Origin of the sequence: Ornithinimicrobium sp. INDO-MA30-4, from assembly GCF_021535045.1 — a bacterium.
Lineage (GTDB): Bacteria > Actinomycetota > Actinomycetes > Actinomycetales > Dermatophilaceae > Ornithinicoccus.
In genome coordinates, this window is the sequence record NZ_CP091056.1 from 1,622,461 (window position 1) to 1,636,565 (window position 14,105).

Annotated in this window: 16 protein-coding genes, 5 pseudogenes and 1 riboswitch; of the genes and pseudogenes, 11 read left to right on the forward strand and 10 right to left on the reverse strand. The window is 59.7% G+C overall.

Features of this window, described 5'->3' with window-relative positions; translation table 11 throughout:
* Positions 1–15 precede the first annotated feature (15 nt).
* Positions 16–786: pseudogene (locus L0A91_RS09425) on the forward strand (SDR family NAD(P)-dependent oxidoreductase).
* A 116-nt stretch (positions 787–902) separates the two neighbouring features.
* On the opposite strand, the pseudogene nrdF reads toward L0A91_RS09425, so the two are convergent.
* From nrdF to nrdI, 3 genes and pseudogenes are all read right to left on the reverse strand, one after another.
* Positions 903–1,942, reverse strand: a pseudogene (gene nrdF, locus L0A91_RS09430) (class 1b ribonucleoside-diphosphate reductase subunit beta).
* Positions 1,943–1,956: 14 nt separating this feature from the next.
* Positions 1,957–4,038 (reverse strand): annotated as a pseudogene (gene nrdE / locus L0A91_RS09435) (class 1b ribonucleoside-diphosphate reductase subunit alpha).
* 89 nt (positions 4,039–4,127) lie between these two features.
* Complete coding sequence (gene nrdI, locus L0A91_RS09440; protein WP_235244113.1) at positions 4,128–4,574, reverse strand: class Ib ribonucleoside-diphosphate reductase assembly flavoprotein NrdI; 447 nt, start codon at positions 4,572–4,574, stop codon at positions 4,128–4,130.
* A 123-nt stretch (positions 4,575–4,697) separates the two neighbouring features.
* Positions 4,698–4,906: riboswitch (cobalamin riboswitch) on the reverse strand.
* 114 nt (positions 4,907–5,020) lie between these two features.
* Between nrdI and L0A91_RS09445 the strand changes: the two genes are divergently transcribed.
* The gene (locus L0A91_RS09445) at positions 5,021–5,335 is read left to right on the forward strand and encodes a multidrug efflux SMR transporter (protein ID WP_235244115.1); all 315 of its coding nucleotides are present in this window, start codon (positions 5,021–5,023) and stop codon (positions 5,333–5,335) included.
* A gap of 31 nt (positions 5,336–5,366) precedes the next feature.
* On the opposite strand, the gene L0A91_RS09450 is transcribed toward L0A91_RS09445, so the two are convergent.
* Positions 5,367–5,654 (reverse strand): hypothetical protein, encoded by a 288-nt coding sequence (locus tag L0A91_RS09450; RefSeq protein ID WP_235244117.1) that lies wholly within the window; start codon positions 5,652–5,654, stop codon positions 5,367–5,369.
* Positions 5,651–5,953 (reverse strand): TetR/AcrR family transcriptional regulator, encoded by a 303-nt coding sequence (locus tag L0A91_RS09455; RefSeq protein ID WP_235244119.1) that lies wholly within the window; start codon positions 5,951–5,953, stop codon positions 5,651–5,653. Before L0A91_RS09455 ends, L0A91_RS09450 begins: the two co-directional genes overlap by 4 nt.
* A 243-nt stretch (positions 5,954–6,196) precedes the next feature.
* Between L0A91_RS09455 and L0A91_RS09460 the strand changes: the two genes are divergently transcribed.
* On the forward strand, positions 6,197–6,370 hold the full coding sequence (locus L0A91_RS09460; protein WP_235244121.1) for a hypothetical protein: 174 nt from the start codon (positions 6,197–6,199) through the stop codon (positions 6,368–6,370).
* Between the two features lie 63 nt (positions 6,371–6,433).
* Here the strand turns inward: L0A91_RS09460 and L0A91_RS09465 are convergent, their stop codons facing one another.
* Positions 6,434–6,706, reverse strand: coding sequence for a DUF4235 domain-containing protein (locus tag L0A91_RS09465; protein ID WP_235244123.1), 273 nt, complete (start codon positions 6,704–6,706; stop codon positions 6,434–6,436).
* A gap of 150 nt (positions 6,707–6,856) precedes the next feature.
* On the opposite strand from L0A91_RS09465, the gene L0A91_RS09470 reads away from it, so the two are divergent.
* The 5 genes and pseudogenes from L0A91_RS09470 to L0A91_RS09490 all read left to right on the forward strand — a co-directional run bounded on the left by L0A91_RS09470 (position 6,857) and on the right by L0A91_RS09490 (position 8,949).
* Positions 6,857–7,147 (forward strand): hypothetical protein, encoded by a 291-nt coding sequence (locus tag L0A91_RS09470; RefSeq protein ID WP_235244125.1) that lies wholly within the window; start codon positions 6,857–6,859, stop codon positions 7,145–7,147.
* 88 nt (positions 7,148–7,235) lie between these two features.
* A pseudogene (locus L0A91_RS09475) lies at positions 7,236–7,414 on the forward strand (phage holin family protein); the annotation flags it as partial.
* 29 nt (positions 7,415–7,443) lie between these two features.
* The gene (locus L0A91_RS09480; protein WP_235246684.1) at positions 7,444–7,548 is read left to right on the forward strand and encodes a phage holin family protein; all 105 of its coding nucleotides are present in this window, start codon (positions 7,444–7,446) and stop codon (positions 7,546–7,548) included.
* Complete coding sequence (locus tag L0A91_RS09485) at positions 7,545–7,871, forward strand: DUF3618 domain-containing protein (protein WP_235244127.1); 327 nt, start codon at positions 7,545–7,547, stop codon at positions 7,869–7,871. Before L0A91_RS09480 ends, L0A91_RS09485 begins: the two co-directional genes overlap by 4 nt.
* A gap of 83 nt (positions 7,872–7,954) precedes the next feature.
* Positions 7,955–8,949 (forward strand): annotated as a pseudogene (locus L0A91_RS09490) (YihY/virulence factor BrkB family protein).
* Positions 8,950–9,412: 463 nt separating this feature from the next.
* Here L0A91_RS09490 and L0A91_RS09495 read toward each other — a convergent pair.
* Entirely contained in the window at positions 9,413–10,255 is an 843-nt protein-coding gene (locus L0A91_RS09495; RefSeq protein WP_235244129.1) for a DUF2382 domain-containing protein, read from the reverse strand.
* 231 nt (positions 10,256–10,486) lie between these two features.
* On the opposite strand from L0A91_RS09495, the gene L0A91_RS09500 reads away from it, so the two are divergent.
* Positions 10,487–10,792, forward strand: a complete 306-nt coding sequence (locus L0A91_RS09500) for a WhiB family transcriptional regulator (RefSeq protein ID WP_235244131.1) — start codon at positions 10,487–10,489, stop codon at positions 10,790–10,792.
* A gap of 75 nt (positions 10,793–10,867) precedes the next feature.
* Positions 10,868–11,299 (forward strand): pyridoxamine 5'-phosphate oxidase family protein, encoded by a 432-nt coding sequence (locus tag L0A91_RS09505; protein ID WP_235244133.1) that lies wholly within the window; start codon positions 10,868–10,870, stop codon positions 11,297–11,299.
* 122 nt (positions 11,300–11,421) lie between these two features.
* On the opposite strand, the gene L0A91_RS09510 is transcribed toward L0A91_RS09505, so the two are convergent.
* A complete protein-coding gene (locus tag L0A91_RS09510) occupies positions 11,422–11,802 on the reverse strand; it encodes a DUF2256 and DUF3253 domain-containing protein (protein ID WP_235244135.1) in 381 nt (126 codons plus the stop codon).
* Positions 11,803–12,065: 263 nt separating this feature from the next.
* Here L0A91_RS09510 and L0A91_RS09515 point away from each other — a divergent pair, with 263 nt between their 5' ends.
* Positions 12,066–12,389, forward strand: coding sequence for an amidohydrolase family protein (locus tag L0A91_RS09515; RefSeq protein WP_235244137.1), 324 nt, complete (start codon positions 12,066–12,068; stop codon positions 12,387–12,389).
* Between the two features lie 234 nt (positions 12,390–12,623).
* On the opposite strand, the gene L0A91_RS09520 is transcribed toward L0A91_RS09515, so the two are convergent.
* Positions 12,624–13,259: a maleylpyruvate isomerase family mycothiol-dependent enzyme gene (locus L0A91_RS09520; RefSeq protein WP_235244138.1), complete on the reverse strand. Its 636-nt coding sequence runs from the start codon at positions 13,257–13,259 to the stop codon at positions 12,624–12,626.
* Positions 13,256–14,026, reverse strand: coding sequence for a class I SAM-dependent methyltransferase (locus L0A91_RS09525; RefSeq protein ID WP_235244139.1), 771 nt, complete (start codon positions 14,024–14,026; stop codon positions 13,256–13,258). Before L0A91_RS09525 ends, L0A91_RS09520 begins: the two co-directional genes overlap by 4 nt.
* Positions 14,027–14,105: the final 79 nt, after the last annotated feature.

Below are 14,105 nucleotides of genomic sequence, written 5' to 3' on the forward strand. Positions count from 1 at the left end.
ACCTCAGGAGGATCAATGGAGATCACCGACAACACCGTCGCCCTCATCACGGGCGGTGCCAGCGGACTTGGCGAAGCCACCGCCCGACGACTGCTCGCTGACGGCGCCAGGGTTGTGTTGGTCGACCTCGCCGGTGGCCCCGGCGAAGCACTGGCCGAAGAGTTGGGCGACAAGGCCGCTTTGCGCCTGCTGACGTCCGCGACGAAGACCAGGTGCGGGCGGCCATCGAGACCGCGACTGGCTTAGGTGAGTTGCGAATTGTCGTCAACTGCGCCGGTGTCGCCACCCCGGTCGGATCATCTCCAAGCGCGGCACACTGGGCTTGGATGACTACCGCAATGTCATCGAGATCAACCTGATCGGAACCTTCAACGTGCTGCGCTTGGCCGCCGAGCACATGCTGACCTTAGAGCCGTTAGCTGGCGAGCACGCCGACCGCGGCGTCATCATCATGACCGCCTCAGTTGCCGCTTTTGATGGCCAAATCGGACAGGCCGCGTATGCCTCCAGCAAGGCGGGCGTCGCGGGCCTCACCCTAACCGCTGCTCGCGACCTGGCGGACAAAGCCATTCGCGTGATGACCATTGCGCCTGGTGTCTTTGAGACGCCGATGATGGCTGGCCTGCCGGGCGAAGTGAAAGACTCCCTCGAAGCGCTCGTGCCGCATCCCTCGCGCCTGGGCAAGCCCGCGGAGTATGCGTCACTCGCCGCCCACATCGTTGAGAACCCCTGCTCAATGGTGAAGTGATTCGCCTGGACGGTGCGCTGCGGATGCCTCCGCGCTGAGCGCAGCCAAAGAGAGACCACGGCTGAACCCGGTTGAGAAGCACCTCGCCTCTCAACCGGGTTCTCCGGTTTCTAGCAGCCTGCCGGGACCGGCCGCGTTTGCGGCGACCAGCTAGCTAGAACTCCCAGTCTTCGTCGTCGGTGTCCTCCGCCCGACCGATGACGTACGAGGAGCCAGAGCCGGAGAAGAAGTCATGGTTCTCATCAGATCCCGGTGACAGCGCGGCCAAGATCTCCGGGTTGACCTGCGTCTCTTCGGCTGAGAACACGGCCTCATAACCCAGGTTCATTAGCGCCTTGTTGGCGTTGTAGCGGACGAACACCGCCACGTCTTCCATCAAGCCCAGCGGCTCGTACAGCTCCCGGAGTAGTCCAGCTCCAACTGATAGAGGTCAGCCAGCAGAGCGTGCGTGAAGTCATGCATCTCTTGCTGCCGCGCGGTCGAGGCCTTCTTCAGCGCCTGTTGATATTTGTAGCCGGAGTAGTAGCCGTGCACCGCCTTGTCGCGCAGGATCAACCGCACCATGTCAGCCGTGTTCGTCATCGTGGCGTGCGTCGAGAGGTGCAGCGGCAGATAGAAGCCTGCGTAAAGCAGCAACGACGACAGCAGCGTGCTGGCCACCTTGCGCTTCATCGGGTCATCGCTGACGTAGTGCTGCATCACGTGCTTGCACCGCTCTTGCAGCAGGTCATTGGCGATGGCCCAGTCGTAGGCTTCATCGATCTGCGGAGTCGTGCACAGCGTGGAAAACACCGACGAATAGCTGCGGGCGTGTACTGACTGCATGAACGCAATGTTCGTGTAGACCGCTTCTTCGTGCTCGGTCTGAGCGTCAGCGATCTGGCAGATCTCACCCACTGTGGCCTGTACCGTGTCCAACATCGTTAGACCGGTAAACACCCGCATCACCAGCGTCTGCTCGGTCTGGCTCATCCGCTGCCACGCCGGGATGTCATTGCTCAACGGCACTTTCTCGGGCAGCCAAAAGTTGGCGGTGAGGCGATTCCATACCTCAAGGTCTTTGTCGTCCTGGACCCGATTCCAGTTGATCGGGCGCAGGCGCACCTGCGGGTCATGTCGGTATGCCGGGGGCGTGCGAGCCGCAGACACAGCACCGTGCGATGCGGTGAGTGGGGACGATTCAGCAATAGTCATCAGGTTCTCCAGTCTTAGATCGCGCAGCTGACGCAGTCTTGAATTTCGGTGCCAGCCATCGCGGACTGCCGCAGGCGGATGTAATAGAGCGTCTTGATGCCCTTGCGCCAGGCGTAGATCTGCGCGCGGTTGATGTCTCTGGTGGTTGCCTCATCGGTGAAGAAGAGCGTGCAACTCAACCCCTGGTCGACGTGCTTGGTGGCCGCCGCATACGTGTCGATGATGCGCTCGTAGCCAACCTCGTAGGCATCCTCAAAGAACTCAAAGTTGTCGTCGTTCAGATGCGGCGCCGGGTAGTACACGCGCCCCAGACGGCCCTCCTTACGGATCTCGACCTTGGCCGCGACCGGGTGAATCGAGGCGGTCGCGTGGTTGATATAGCTGATCGAGCCGGTCGGCGCGACGGCCTGCAGGTTGCGGTTGTAGAGGCCGCCTTCCATCACGTCAGCCTTGAGGTCAGCCCAGTCTTCATGGGTCGGCAGGTGGACTCCGGCCAACTCAAAGACCTCTGCCACCCGCTGCGTTGCTGGGCTCAGGTCACGCTCCAGATAGCGGTCGAAGTAGCGACCGTTGGCATATTCGGAGTCCGCGAACCCGACGAAAGCCTCACCCCGCTCGGTGGCGATCCGATTCGAAGCCCGCAGCGCATGGAAGGTGATCGCACCGAAATACATGTCGGTAAAATCGATTCCCTCAGCCGAGCCATACCGGATGTGTTGGCTGCACAGATAGCCGTGCAAGTTCATCTGGCCCAGCCCGATCGCGTGCGACTGGGAGTTGCCGAGGTCGACCGATGGCACGCACGCAACATTGCTCTGATCCGAAACCGAGGTCAGCCCGCGCACCGCCACCTCAACCGCGCAGCCAAAGTCAGGGCCAGCCATCATCGAGGCAATGTTCATCGAGCCGAGGTTGCACGAGATGTCGCTGCCCATCTGGTCATATCAAGCGACTCGTTGAGCACGCTGGGGCTGTTGACCTGCAAGATCTCCGAGCACAGGTTGGACATGTTGATGTGTCCGGGGATCGGGTTGTCGCGGTTCACGGTGTCTTCAAAGAAGAGGTACGGGTAGCCCGATTCGAACTGCAACTCCGCCACTGTCTTAAAGAAGGTGCGGGCGCTGATTTTGGTTGACCGGATCCGCGGGTCAGCCACCAACTCGTCGTAGTGCTGCCCCACGCCCAGGTCAGACATTGGCACTCCATAAACCCGTTCGATGTCATACGGGCTGAACAGGTGCATGTCCTCGTTGCGACGAGCCAACTCAAACGTGACGTCTGGGACCACAAGCCCCAGCGACAACGACTTGATCCGGATCTTTTCGTCGGCGTTCTCGCGCTTGGTGTCCAAAAACTGCATGACATCAGGGTGGTGCGCGTGCAGATAGACAGCACCGGCACCCTGGCGAGCGCCAAGTTGGTTGGCGTAGGAGAAGGAGTCTTCGAGGATCTTCATCACCGGCACGACACCGGAAGACTGGTCCTGAATTTGCTTGATCAGGGCGCCGCGCTCACGCAGGTTGGTGAGCAGCAACGCGACACCGCCACCACGCTTAGATAGTTGCAGCGCCGAGTTCACGCCGCGGCCAATTGACTCGAGGTTATCTTCGAGGCGCAGCAGGAAGCACGACACCAATTCACCCCGTTGGGCCTTGCCCGCGTTCAGGAAGGTCGGAGGTCGCCGGCTGGAAACGACCGCTCAGCATCTCAGCGACAAGTCGCTTGGCGAGCACCTCATCCCCCTCGCCCAGTGCCAAAGCAGTCATCACCACGCGGTCTTCAAAACGCTCGAGGTAGTGGTCACCGTCAAACGACTTCAGTGCATACGAGGTGTAGAACTTAAACGCGCCCAAGAAGGTCGCAAACCGGAAACCGGCGCCGTGCGCTTGCTCAAACAGGTCAGCGACAAAATCTTGCGAGTATGCGCGCAGCACCTCACCGTCGTAGTACTCGTGCTCGACGAGCCAGGCAGCCCGCTGGGTTAACGAGGAGAAGGTGCGCTCACGAGGGCGAACATGCTGGACGACATACTCACGGGCTGCTTGCTGGTCCTTGTCTAGCTGCAGTTTTCCGTCGCAGTCATAGATGTTGAGCATCGCGTTCAGCGCGTGATAATCCTTGCGCTCCCCCACTGATGCTGCTTGCACACTCGGCGCAGACGTGAATTCGGAAAGGTCGATGGTGCTCATGCTGCGACCCCCATCGGCAGGTGCTGTTGCCACAAGTTCTCCAAGCGGTTGTTGACGATGTCGACGTCGCTGGGGGTGCCCAGCAACTCGAAACGGTGAAGTTGAGGCACGCCACATTTGGCCGAGATGACTCGACCAGCCAGGCAGTAGGCGGCCCCGAAGTTGGTGTTGCCCGAGCTAATGACGCCGCGCAGCAGCGCGCGATTGCTCGGATCATTGAGGAAGGTTGCGACCTGACGAGGCACCGCGCTCTTGCTGTCTCCCCCGCCATACGTGGGCGTGATCAGCACGTATGGCTTGCTAGCGGCGATCAAGCCGTCCAGTCGCGGTCGCAGCGGGATGCGCCGGGCTGGCGAGTCCAAACGTTGGACGAAGCGGTGAGTGTTCTCCGAGATGCTCGAAAAATATATGAGCTCGGTGTCGAGTGCGGCGAAATCTCGCAAAGTCCCTCCACGGACAATGCGCACGTTCGAGAGGGTTCGACAACGGGGGCAGCACGCCTAAAGCTGGGCAGCCTGCACGCGTCGCCGCTGCCCTCCCTCGGGGCGCTGGCGAGCCGTCACGCGGTTGCGTGCGGCGTAGCGGGCAGGTCTTCGGACTCATGGGCTCGGGCTGGATCGCCCTCCTACTAGCCGTCGCTTCCCAGGTCGAACCCAGTGCTTTTGACGGCGGTCGTTCCCATATACCGCTGCCGGGGCAGTCCCGGATTCACACCGGGTTCCCTCTTGCCTCACCGCCCCGGTTTGGGCGGTGAACCAACTACTGATGCGTACGCTACATCTAGTACCTAAGATAATCAACAGCCCGACATCTTGTGTTTGCTTCCAGATGTATTGGATATCTGTGATACGTGCGGCACGATCAGTGCTACACCATCGAAGGAGACATCGTGGCGTGGATTGTTCTGGTCGTATCCGGGATATTGGAAGCCATCTGGGCCACGGCCCTGGGCAAGTCTGATGGCTTCACCAAACTCGGGCCCTCGATTGTCTTCGGCGTCGCCATCGTGGCAAGCATGGGCGGCCTGGCGTATGCGATGCGCGCCATTCCCGTCGGCACCGCCTATGTGGTGTGGGTTGCCATCGGGGCGGTTGGCACCGTCACCTACGCCATGGCCACGGGCGGCGAGCCATTCTCAATCATCAAGGCGCTGCTTCTCGCTGGGATCATTGGCTGCGTTATTGGCCTGAAGGTCGTCAGCTAGAAATCACTTCTAGTTGCCTGCGCTGCTCGGGCTAACGAGAGATCGAGCACTCGATCCTATTGATCAGCGACTCTACACCGATCTCGAATTCTTGGTCACTCGTGTCTTCGCTGAGACGGGGTTTCATCCGACGCACGAGCGGCGCATCATCAAGGACGAGGCCAGGGTCTTGCTCGCCGGTGGGGCCCTCGCGCTCGCTCAGCGGGACGATACTTTCACCACGCACCGCCACCTCTAACAAAAGCGAACCGACAAGAAATCCAGTGAACACCTTGTACGCGTCAACGGCCCGAGCGTCGCTGAAACCTCGGTCTGTCATTGACTGCAGAAAATGCTCGACGAGATCAATGCTGCGTAACGGGGGCGTAACCACGGCGCCGCAGGGTGCCTTGTCGCAACCAGTGGAAACACAGCAGGATGAGCGATGGCTATCTTGCGGATTTCGTGGGCCATTAACTGCAGATAATTTTGCCAACTCGTGGGCTCCTGGGCATCAATATTGTCAGTGACACCATCGAGAAGTGCGTCTACCACCGCGTCGAGGAGGTCTTCACGTCCAGAAACATAGCGATAGAGGGACATCGCCTCCACGCCCAAATCCTTGCCGAGACGACGCATCGTCAATGCGTCCGCCCCGGATTGATCGATAGCCGCAATGGCTGCCTGGACGATCTGGGGCCGGTTAAGGAAGGGCGTGCCGAGTCATGGGCCGAGGTCTGCGTTTGGGTCATCTGTTTTCTCATTTGCCTATAGCCTGCCATCAAATTGCTGAACTTGCCAGGTTGCGGAGTAGTGGTCAGTCACATACGTTTACTTCGTAAGCAGCAATGACGCTGCCGACACCGGAGATAGGAGTTCGTCATGGAGATCTCGAAACAAAAGATTATTGACATGCTCAAAAACCGCGGGGACCACGACAAGGCTCAGAAGGCCGAGTCCGACCTGCCCGAGAAGGTCGACACCGAAAAGGACCAGGGCACCCTGGAAAAGTTCGGCATTAATTTGTCCGATCTAACTGGTGGTTTCAGCCTCTGAACCTCGCTCCATAAAGCAGGGCCCGGACCGTAGCGGTCTGGGCCCTGCCTCATTGCGCTTAACTTAAGCAGCGACAGATTCAGGCAGATGGCCTTTTCGCTTCGCATAGGCTTGCGTGGACTTGTGATTGACCGTCACTTTAATCAACTGCACCACCGCCCCAGAGACGAGGGCAAACATCACAGCTTCGCCCCAGTTGACCTCGGGGTCTTCGGGATTACTAGGCGAGTTGCTCCCTGTCACGAACTTCCACGTGCCCTCGGTAACCTTTTTGGCAAGCACGCCAGCTCCGATCGCAGCGCCCGTAGTAGCCAGGCTCCAAAGCTTGTCACTCATGTGTTCTCCTCGAATAGGTAGGGACGGCTTGATCAAAGCCGGGTCATCCAAAGCTTGCATCGCTCCTGCGTACGCCGTAAGTTTACATAGTAAGCACTGAGGCGTGATTTGGCGACCTCAGGATTACTTCATCGATCAGTGGGAGCAGACATGAGCAAAATTACAATGGCAGCTGCGTTCGGCGCGGGCTATATCTTCGGCAGCAAGGCTGGCCGGCAGCGCTATGAGGAATTGAAGGCCAAGGCTGAGGAGTTGTGGTCTAACCCCAAGGTGCAAGAGCAGGCAGCAAAGGTCTCCGAACAGGCTAAAGACCGGATGCCCGGCTTGAGCAACGACTCTGGGGAGGGCTCGACGGCCGACGATTCCGAGGTCCCCTCGGTCGCAACCTACGGTGACACGTCCTTAGATGACCCAGACAAGATGGAGCACTACCGTGGCTGAGTCCGTATCGCCCGAGACCCGTCAGGCGTCTACCGGGGATCTGATCGCTCGGATGACCGAGCAGACGAGCACTTTGATCCGCGACGAAATGCGTCTCGCGCAAGCGGAAATGAGCGCGAAGGCCAAGCACGCTGGCACCGGTCTAGGTATGTTTGGGGTGGGGGCCTGCTGGCCTTCTTTGGCATCGCCAGCCTGATAACTACAGCCATTTTGGCGCTAGCGTTGGTGCTGCCCGCATGGGCGGCTGCGCTCATCGTGACGGCCGTCTTATTTGCCGCGGCAGCGGTGGTGTCCCTTTGGGCAAGAAACAGGTCGAGCAGGCCACGCCAGCCAAACCCGAACGCACTATGAACAACTTGCAGCACGATGTTGCCGAGGTGAAGGAGCACGCTAAGCCATGAGCACTGCAAACGATACCGATGGCGTTTCGGATGCGAATAGCGCCGCGAACAAAGACCCTGAGCAGATCGAGGCTGACATCGCCCGCCACCGCCAAGAGTTGAGCCACACAGTCGATGAGTTGACTCAGCGACTGGACGTGAAGAAGCAGGCCCAACATAAGATGACCTCCGCAAAAGCAGAGGTTTCCGATCGACTGCAGGCCACAAAGGTTCGCGCGCAAGCTGCAGACCCTGCAGAGTTGGCCGCTATGGCGGCCCCCGCGCTTGCTGTCCTAGCCGCCGTTATCTTGGCGCTTGGCCTCATTCGCAGGAGGCGCCAATGAGTTCGACAGCGTCGGATAGGGGCCCTAAGCGCGACGAGGCACCCCAGGCAGAGCACGAAGACAAGCCGGACTCCCCGACTGAAATGACGAGTCCGGGATGGAAATACACCGGACGCAAGGCATTCCGAGAGTTCCTGGATGACCAGTGCACCGATCTTGCTGCGGCTTTGACGTACTACTCCGTGCTCGCAATCTTCCCCGCGCTTATCGCAATCTTCTCCCTATTGGGCCTGGTCGGGCAGAGCCAAAGGTCATCGACACCGTTCTGCCGGTGCTCAGTAGTGTCCTTGGCGAGTCCGGTGCAACAACACTGGAGCCAGTCGTGGAGTCTCTGGCCACATCTTCTGGCGCTGGACTTGCCCTCATCATCGGTCTCGCGACGGCGTTATGGTCGGCCTCTGGTTATGTCACGGCTTTCAGCCGGGCGATGAACAAGATCTACGAAATTGGTGAAGGCCGGCCGATCTGGAAGCTACGCCCAGTGATGCTGCTCATCACTCTGGTCATGATTCTCTTTGTCGTCCTTGTTGCGTTGATGCTGGTGCTATCGGGGCCCGTAGCAACCGCCGTGGGGGACTCAATCGGCCTTGGATCAACCGTGCTAACGGTCTGGCAATTTGCCAAGTGGCCGGTCATTTTGCTGTTGGTCATGCTCATCGTGGCGATTTTGTACTATTCGACTCCGAACGTGAAGCAGCCGAAGTTTCGGTGGATCAGTGTTGGTGCCGCGATTGCCATTGTCGTGTGGGTTCTAGTCTCTGTTCTCTTCGGCTTCTACATCACAAACTTCTCGAGCTACGGGGCGACGTATGGCGCCTTCGCCGGGGTCATCATCTTCTTGTTGTACCTCTGGATCACTAACTTGGCACTTTTGTTTGGTGCCGAGGTCGACGCTGAGATGGAGCGTTCGCGCCAGCTCTTGGCGGGTATTAAGGCAGAGAAAGACATTCAACTGCCTCCCCGCGACGATGCCAAGATCATCAAGAACGAGGAAAAGGAGCAGGCCGACATCGACAAAGGCCGAGCTCTGCGTAGGTCGAATGGCGACACTACCGATCCGGACGGCTCAGGTAAGTAGTAGACCGACCGCGACGTTCGCTTCATAACGAATACTCACCCCTGACATCGAGATATCAGGGGTGAGTATTTGTTTAGTCTAGGGCTCGACCTTAATTGGGGTCAGCTGGTCCGGGACCGTGGCCGCTGTTCCCCTTCTCGTCCCCAAGCGCTTCTGCCTCAGTCTTGTGAATACGACGCTCAGCACTTTTCGCCTTGTCATTTTTCACATCGGTTTCAGCCGGGCCTGGACCGTGCTCGCCGCCACCTTCATTCGCATGGTGATCATTCGTTTTGGTCATAGTCATTCCTCTCGTGTGGGCAGGTTTACGAAGTAAGCCTCACCTTATTAACAACTTAGGCCACGGCTGGCTGGTACGCAACCTTCTCGCGACCTGCTGCAGCCAACTGGCATGAGCAAGGCACTCGGCCCCGACTATTACTAGGCGGGGCCGAGTGCCTTGCTCACTGCGCGAGGTTTACTGCTAGTGACGATTTTCGTCAGTTAGACCTTGCTCACTCTCGGGCAGGTCGGTGTCGACTTGCTCTTTGCGGACCTCCTCGGTGACCTGGCGATCCTCAGTGACGGTGTCGGTGTCCATTTTGACCCTTTCCACTGGCACAGTCTCCTTGTCCACCACGACCCGCTCTTCGCTTAGCGACACTTCTTGTTCGTCATCACCGAGCCCGCCAGGTGAGGACGCTTGACTGCGATCGCCCTCCGCGATTGGCTCACGCTCGATACGAACCTCTTCGCGCTGCACGGGAACTGTCTTGGTGACATTCTCCGTGACGACATACTTGCGCAGTCGTGCCTTGCCAGCATTGACCTTCTCGGTGCCGACCTGAACCTGCTCTTCAGAACGGGTCATGCTTGGGCCTTCATCTGTGTGCGCACGGTCTTGTCCAACGTGCCCAACACCATCAACACCGTCGTCAGTATTGGCTGCTTCCCGACCATGAAGATCACTGTGACCGGGGTCGCGATCGTGATTCTCGTCGTTGCCGTGATGTCCACCAATCCCGTAGTACTGGAAGAGTGTGCGCTCTTCTTCGGGCGAGATGCTGGCGTCCTCATCTACTCGAGGAGCATCCTTGATCACGTCTTTGGCGTAAGCCACACGGACTTCACTGCCCTGCACGTGGGCACCCTGCAACGGCACGAATGACTGCGACGTGCCGAAAAACCCTGTGCTTGCCGTCACCCACGAGGGCTCCCCACTGGTGTCATCGAGGTAGATCTGGCCTACCTTGCCCACCTTGTCGCCGTCTTGGTCAATCACTACGCCATCACTCGCGAGGGCCTGGATCTCATCGGTCGTAATCATCAGTATTCCTTTCGATTCTGGTCGGTCTTACGGCGTAAGTCCAACCTTACGATGTAAACGTATGGCATGTATCAGACCCGCGCAACCCCCTAGTTCAGTTATGTGCCCCAGGTGCGACGCACTTTCCTTCATCTTTGATTACGTTGTAAGGTTGCGGTTTACAGCGTAAGAACACTGCGCGTTTCGCCTTTCGCGGGGTCTAAGAAATGCGCGAACACGAGAAGCGCGAACATGACTAACCGATGGAGATATCGACATGAGCCTGGCCACCTCCCCTTCCTGCTGGCGCAGGAGGACCGCTCACTGCGCTGGCAAGAGTTAGGAGCTTGTGCCGAACTCGACACCGAGATTTTTTATGTCGGTTCACAGCGCGGGCCCGCGCTGACTGCCTTCGAGAACGTGGCCAAGGGCGTTTGCGCGTCTTGCCCAGTCCTGCTCCAGTGCCGCGACTACGCGTTGCGCACTCACGAACCGTACGGAATTTGGGGCGGGCTCACTCCTCAGGATAGAGAACGACACTACCGACGGCACCGATGAGCACCGGTCTCATTCTTGGCTACCACAGGGACTAAAGACCCTGGTCGTCAGGCCAGGGCTCATTAGGGTCAAAGTATGAGCATCGACGAACCGATCACCGAGTTACCCGAGCTGGAGTGTTGGGAACGACTCAAAGCCAACGAGTTCGGTCGGCTGGCCTACCACCTCATCGACGAGGTGCATATCGTGCCCATTAACTACGCGGCCGCGCCCGGGCACCGCCTACTCTTCCGCACTGCCGAGGGCAGCAAGTTGCTCGGGGTGGTGATGCACGGCGACGTAGCTTTTGAGATTGATAGCTTTGACGGTGAGCACGCCTGGAGCGTAGTGGCGCGCGGCCAAGCCCGACAGCTTGAGGGTCAAGAGGCTCGCGATGCTGACCACCTGCCTCTGCGGCCGTGGGTTAGTTCACCCAAATACAACGTCGTCGGGATTGACGTCACTGAGGTGACCGGGCGAGAGTTTGACCTCAATCGGCCCTGGTTGCACATGATTCCCCGGCAATAGGGCTTCGCGTTGCCCCTCCTTCACCCGTCTGTTCGCACTCTTTGCCGCTGATCGCACGCAATTTCGTGCGGCCCGCGGGAAGAACTGCGATTCGCACTTTTTGCCGGGCCCGCCCCACACGGTCAGTTGGCGCTCCAGCCTGACGCACGGGCGATTCGGATCGGCCCTTTGGCCGTCGATGGGTCAACGGCCCTCCCGCCTTGCGTGATAACGACCTCATCAGCGTCGACCAGTCGGCGGGCGGCGTTGCGGGCTTGCGGCATCAAGTCACGCCAACCGTCGGAGTCGACAGCCTTCGCTGCTTCTGAGGGACAGATCGTCGACGTGCGCGCCCGAGCGCTCAGCAGATCAACAATGGCCGACTGCAACTCATGATCGGCGTCGGTGAGCCGATTGCGGCGACACTTCTCACCGCAATAGCGGAGATCGTCCCAATTGCGCTCCCACTTTTTGCGCCACTCAATAGTGCGACCGCATGCGACACAATTCTTGGTTTTGCTCATGGTCCAGACAACATATCGCCACGTTCGCTACTCCAGCGCGGCGAGCTCGTGAACCCCCACACATCGCCTTGCTCACTGGCCAAGAACCCTGCGGGCACATGGCGTCAGTGTGTGATGATCTCACCTGCCGGAAACGTGATCGCCGACGGTCATAATCTGCATCCTGAGATCGTTGCTGAGGTGCGCCTGAGGTCTCGGTCAGATACGGAAAGGCCACGCTGACCGATGGCACGATCGCTGGCAGCACCACGACTGGGGCGGAGTTGATACGGAGCGCGCTGCGGGCAAACGCTAGCACCGCATACCCCTTGGTCTGTGCCTCTGCGCTGATGTCCAGCACTCCAGCGAAGGCACTAGGCCTCGGCGAAGTCGGCGAACTGACTCCTGGTCAATGGGCTGACCTGGTGGTTTGGGACGACGTCGCCGAGCAGGTCGCCGGGATGATGTCTCACGGCGAGTGGGTAGTGGGACCTTATCTACTCACCAGCAAGGCGCTGAAGGCGCAGCACGACCTCGCGCTCATCACGGGCTCCCCAAAAGCGCCGAGCAGCCAGCCTCAAAGAACAACCCCGACCACCAACCGGTGAGCGACCACAGCAGGAGCATTGGCAGCCCCAGGGCCAAGGCGTTCAACACCAGCAGCCACGTGTCCCCTCGCACGCTCGACTGGCCCATTGACCGCCCGAGCAGCAGACCAACGATAACGAGACTGGCCAAAGCCGGTATTGCGATCATGCCGTTCCTGTCGTTGAGCCCTGGCCGTTCCAGAAGCAGCCATTGCACTATATCCAGGCGGCGAGACGATCACGGATTCGGTTCGGTCAGGTGCGCCGTTCAGCGAGATGCGAGGCGCCCGGTCCGCTGAGTTCTTCTAGGAAAATCGACCGACCAGCCATCACCATGACCAATGCCCGAGTTGGGCCGGTCACTTCGTCGCCTTCGCCAGAGACGAATGCGCTGTCGGTGGCGCTCAACGACAGCCCTTTGACTCGAGACTTGCTGGGCACCGCAAAGTCTCGACTGGCATAAAAATCAGCAACTGCTGCCCACGCCGCGACGTTGCCTTCATCGCGCAGCCCCAACGGGTGCCTGATGTCTTCGCTGTGCACCAGCACCTCCCCCAGGTATGCCGCTGTGTCCCCCGAAGGTGCAACCGTCGCATTGACCAAACCCTCAAATCGCTGCAGTGTTTCGTGCAGCATCGCCCCCATCTGCTCCTGCAGGCGCCGCTCGTTGTGCACGGCTGGACGAAACCCAGACCCAACAATGCTGGCAATCCACCGCCAAGGTCCCACGCTGGCTGCTGTACTCAAGTGCGCCACCACGTGCTCAACATCCCAATCACCACACAAGGTCGGCTCGTGCCACTGCTCATCAGTCAAGGTCGCTAGGTCAGCGGCCAGGCTGCGGCGGGCCTCGTGGATGCGCTGCCACAGGTTGGCGTCATCGGCCTTCATCGCGCTCCTGTTGTGGCGTTGGGCTTACGGGCTGTCAGACGAAACCGACGTTGGGTGACCGCGATTGGCCTGGCCAGCTCTAGGCCGGTCAGAGTTTTCTCGTGATCGCGCACGTGAAAATCTGGAACATCCCACGGCACCAGAGCCATGTATTCAACAAGGGTCTGAACGTCGTCAAACACCATCGACCCTGACCAGTCGTCGGCTGCGTCGATCACCAAGCCTGCCCCGAGGGCGCGGGCTCGGTGCTGCTCGAGGACGCTGTCCGGGTATGCCGTCTCGCCACCAAACCATTCACGCAACTCTTGCGCGTCTCGGCCGTCGACCTGCTGGGTCAGGAACAGTCCCCCAGGACTCAGCACCCGACATACCTCGGCTGGGTCGTAGGCCTCGTGCCGATTCATGATCAAGTCAAATGTGTCATCTGCGAAGGGCAGGCGAGCCGCGACATCCGGGTCCATGAGCCACCACCTCGGCGCCCAGTGGACTGAGCGCCTCCCGAGCACGCGGCATATTGGCGCCCATCCCTCCGTCGCGGTGATGTGCGGCTTGACCTGCCCACCTTCGGTCCGATCCAGCAGTGCCATCAGTCGCTCCCCACCACCCGTCCCCATGTCGAGCACCTGCGACGCAGCCGACAATGCCTGCGCGCACTCGCCTTCGAAGTCCCACGGCGGCGTGTTGGATTGCATCCGATCCCCGAGGCGCGAGAAGTCCCACCCCACCATTTGCCCCTGCTGATGAGCCCGCACCCATGCTTCAATCATGGCGGCACTCTACGTTCAAACTCGCCAACAAAGCACTGGAGCACCCATGCCTGAACGACCAACGATTGACCTCACCACC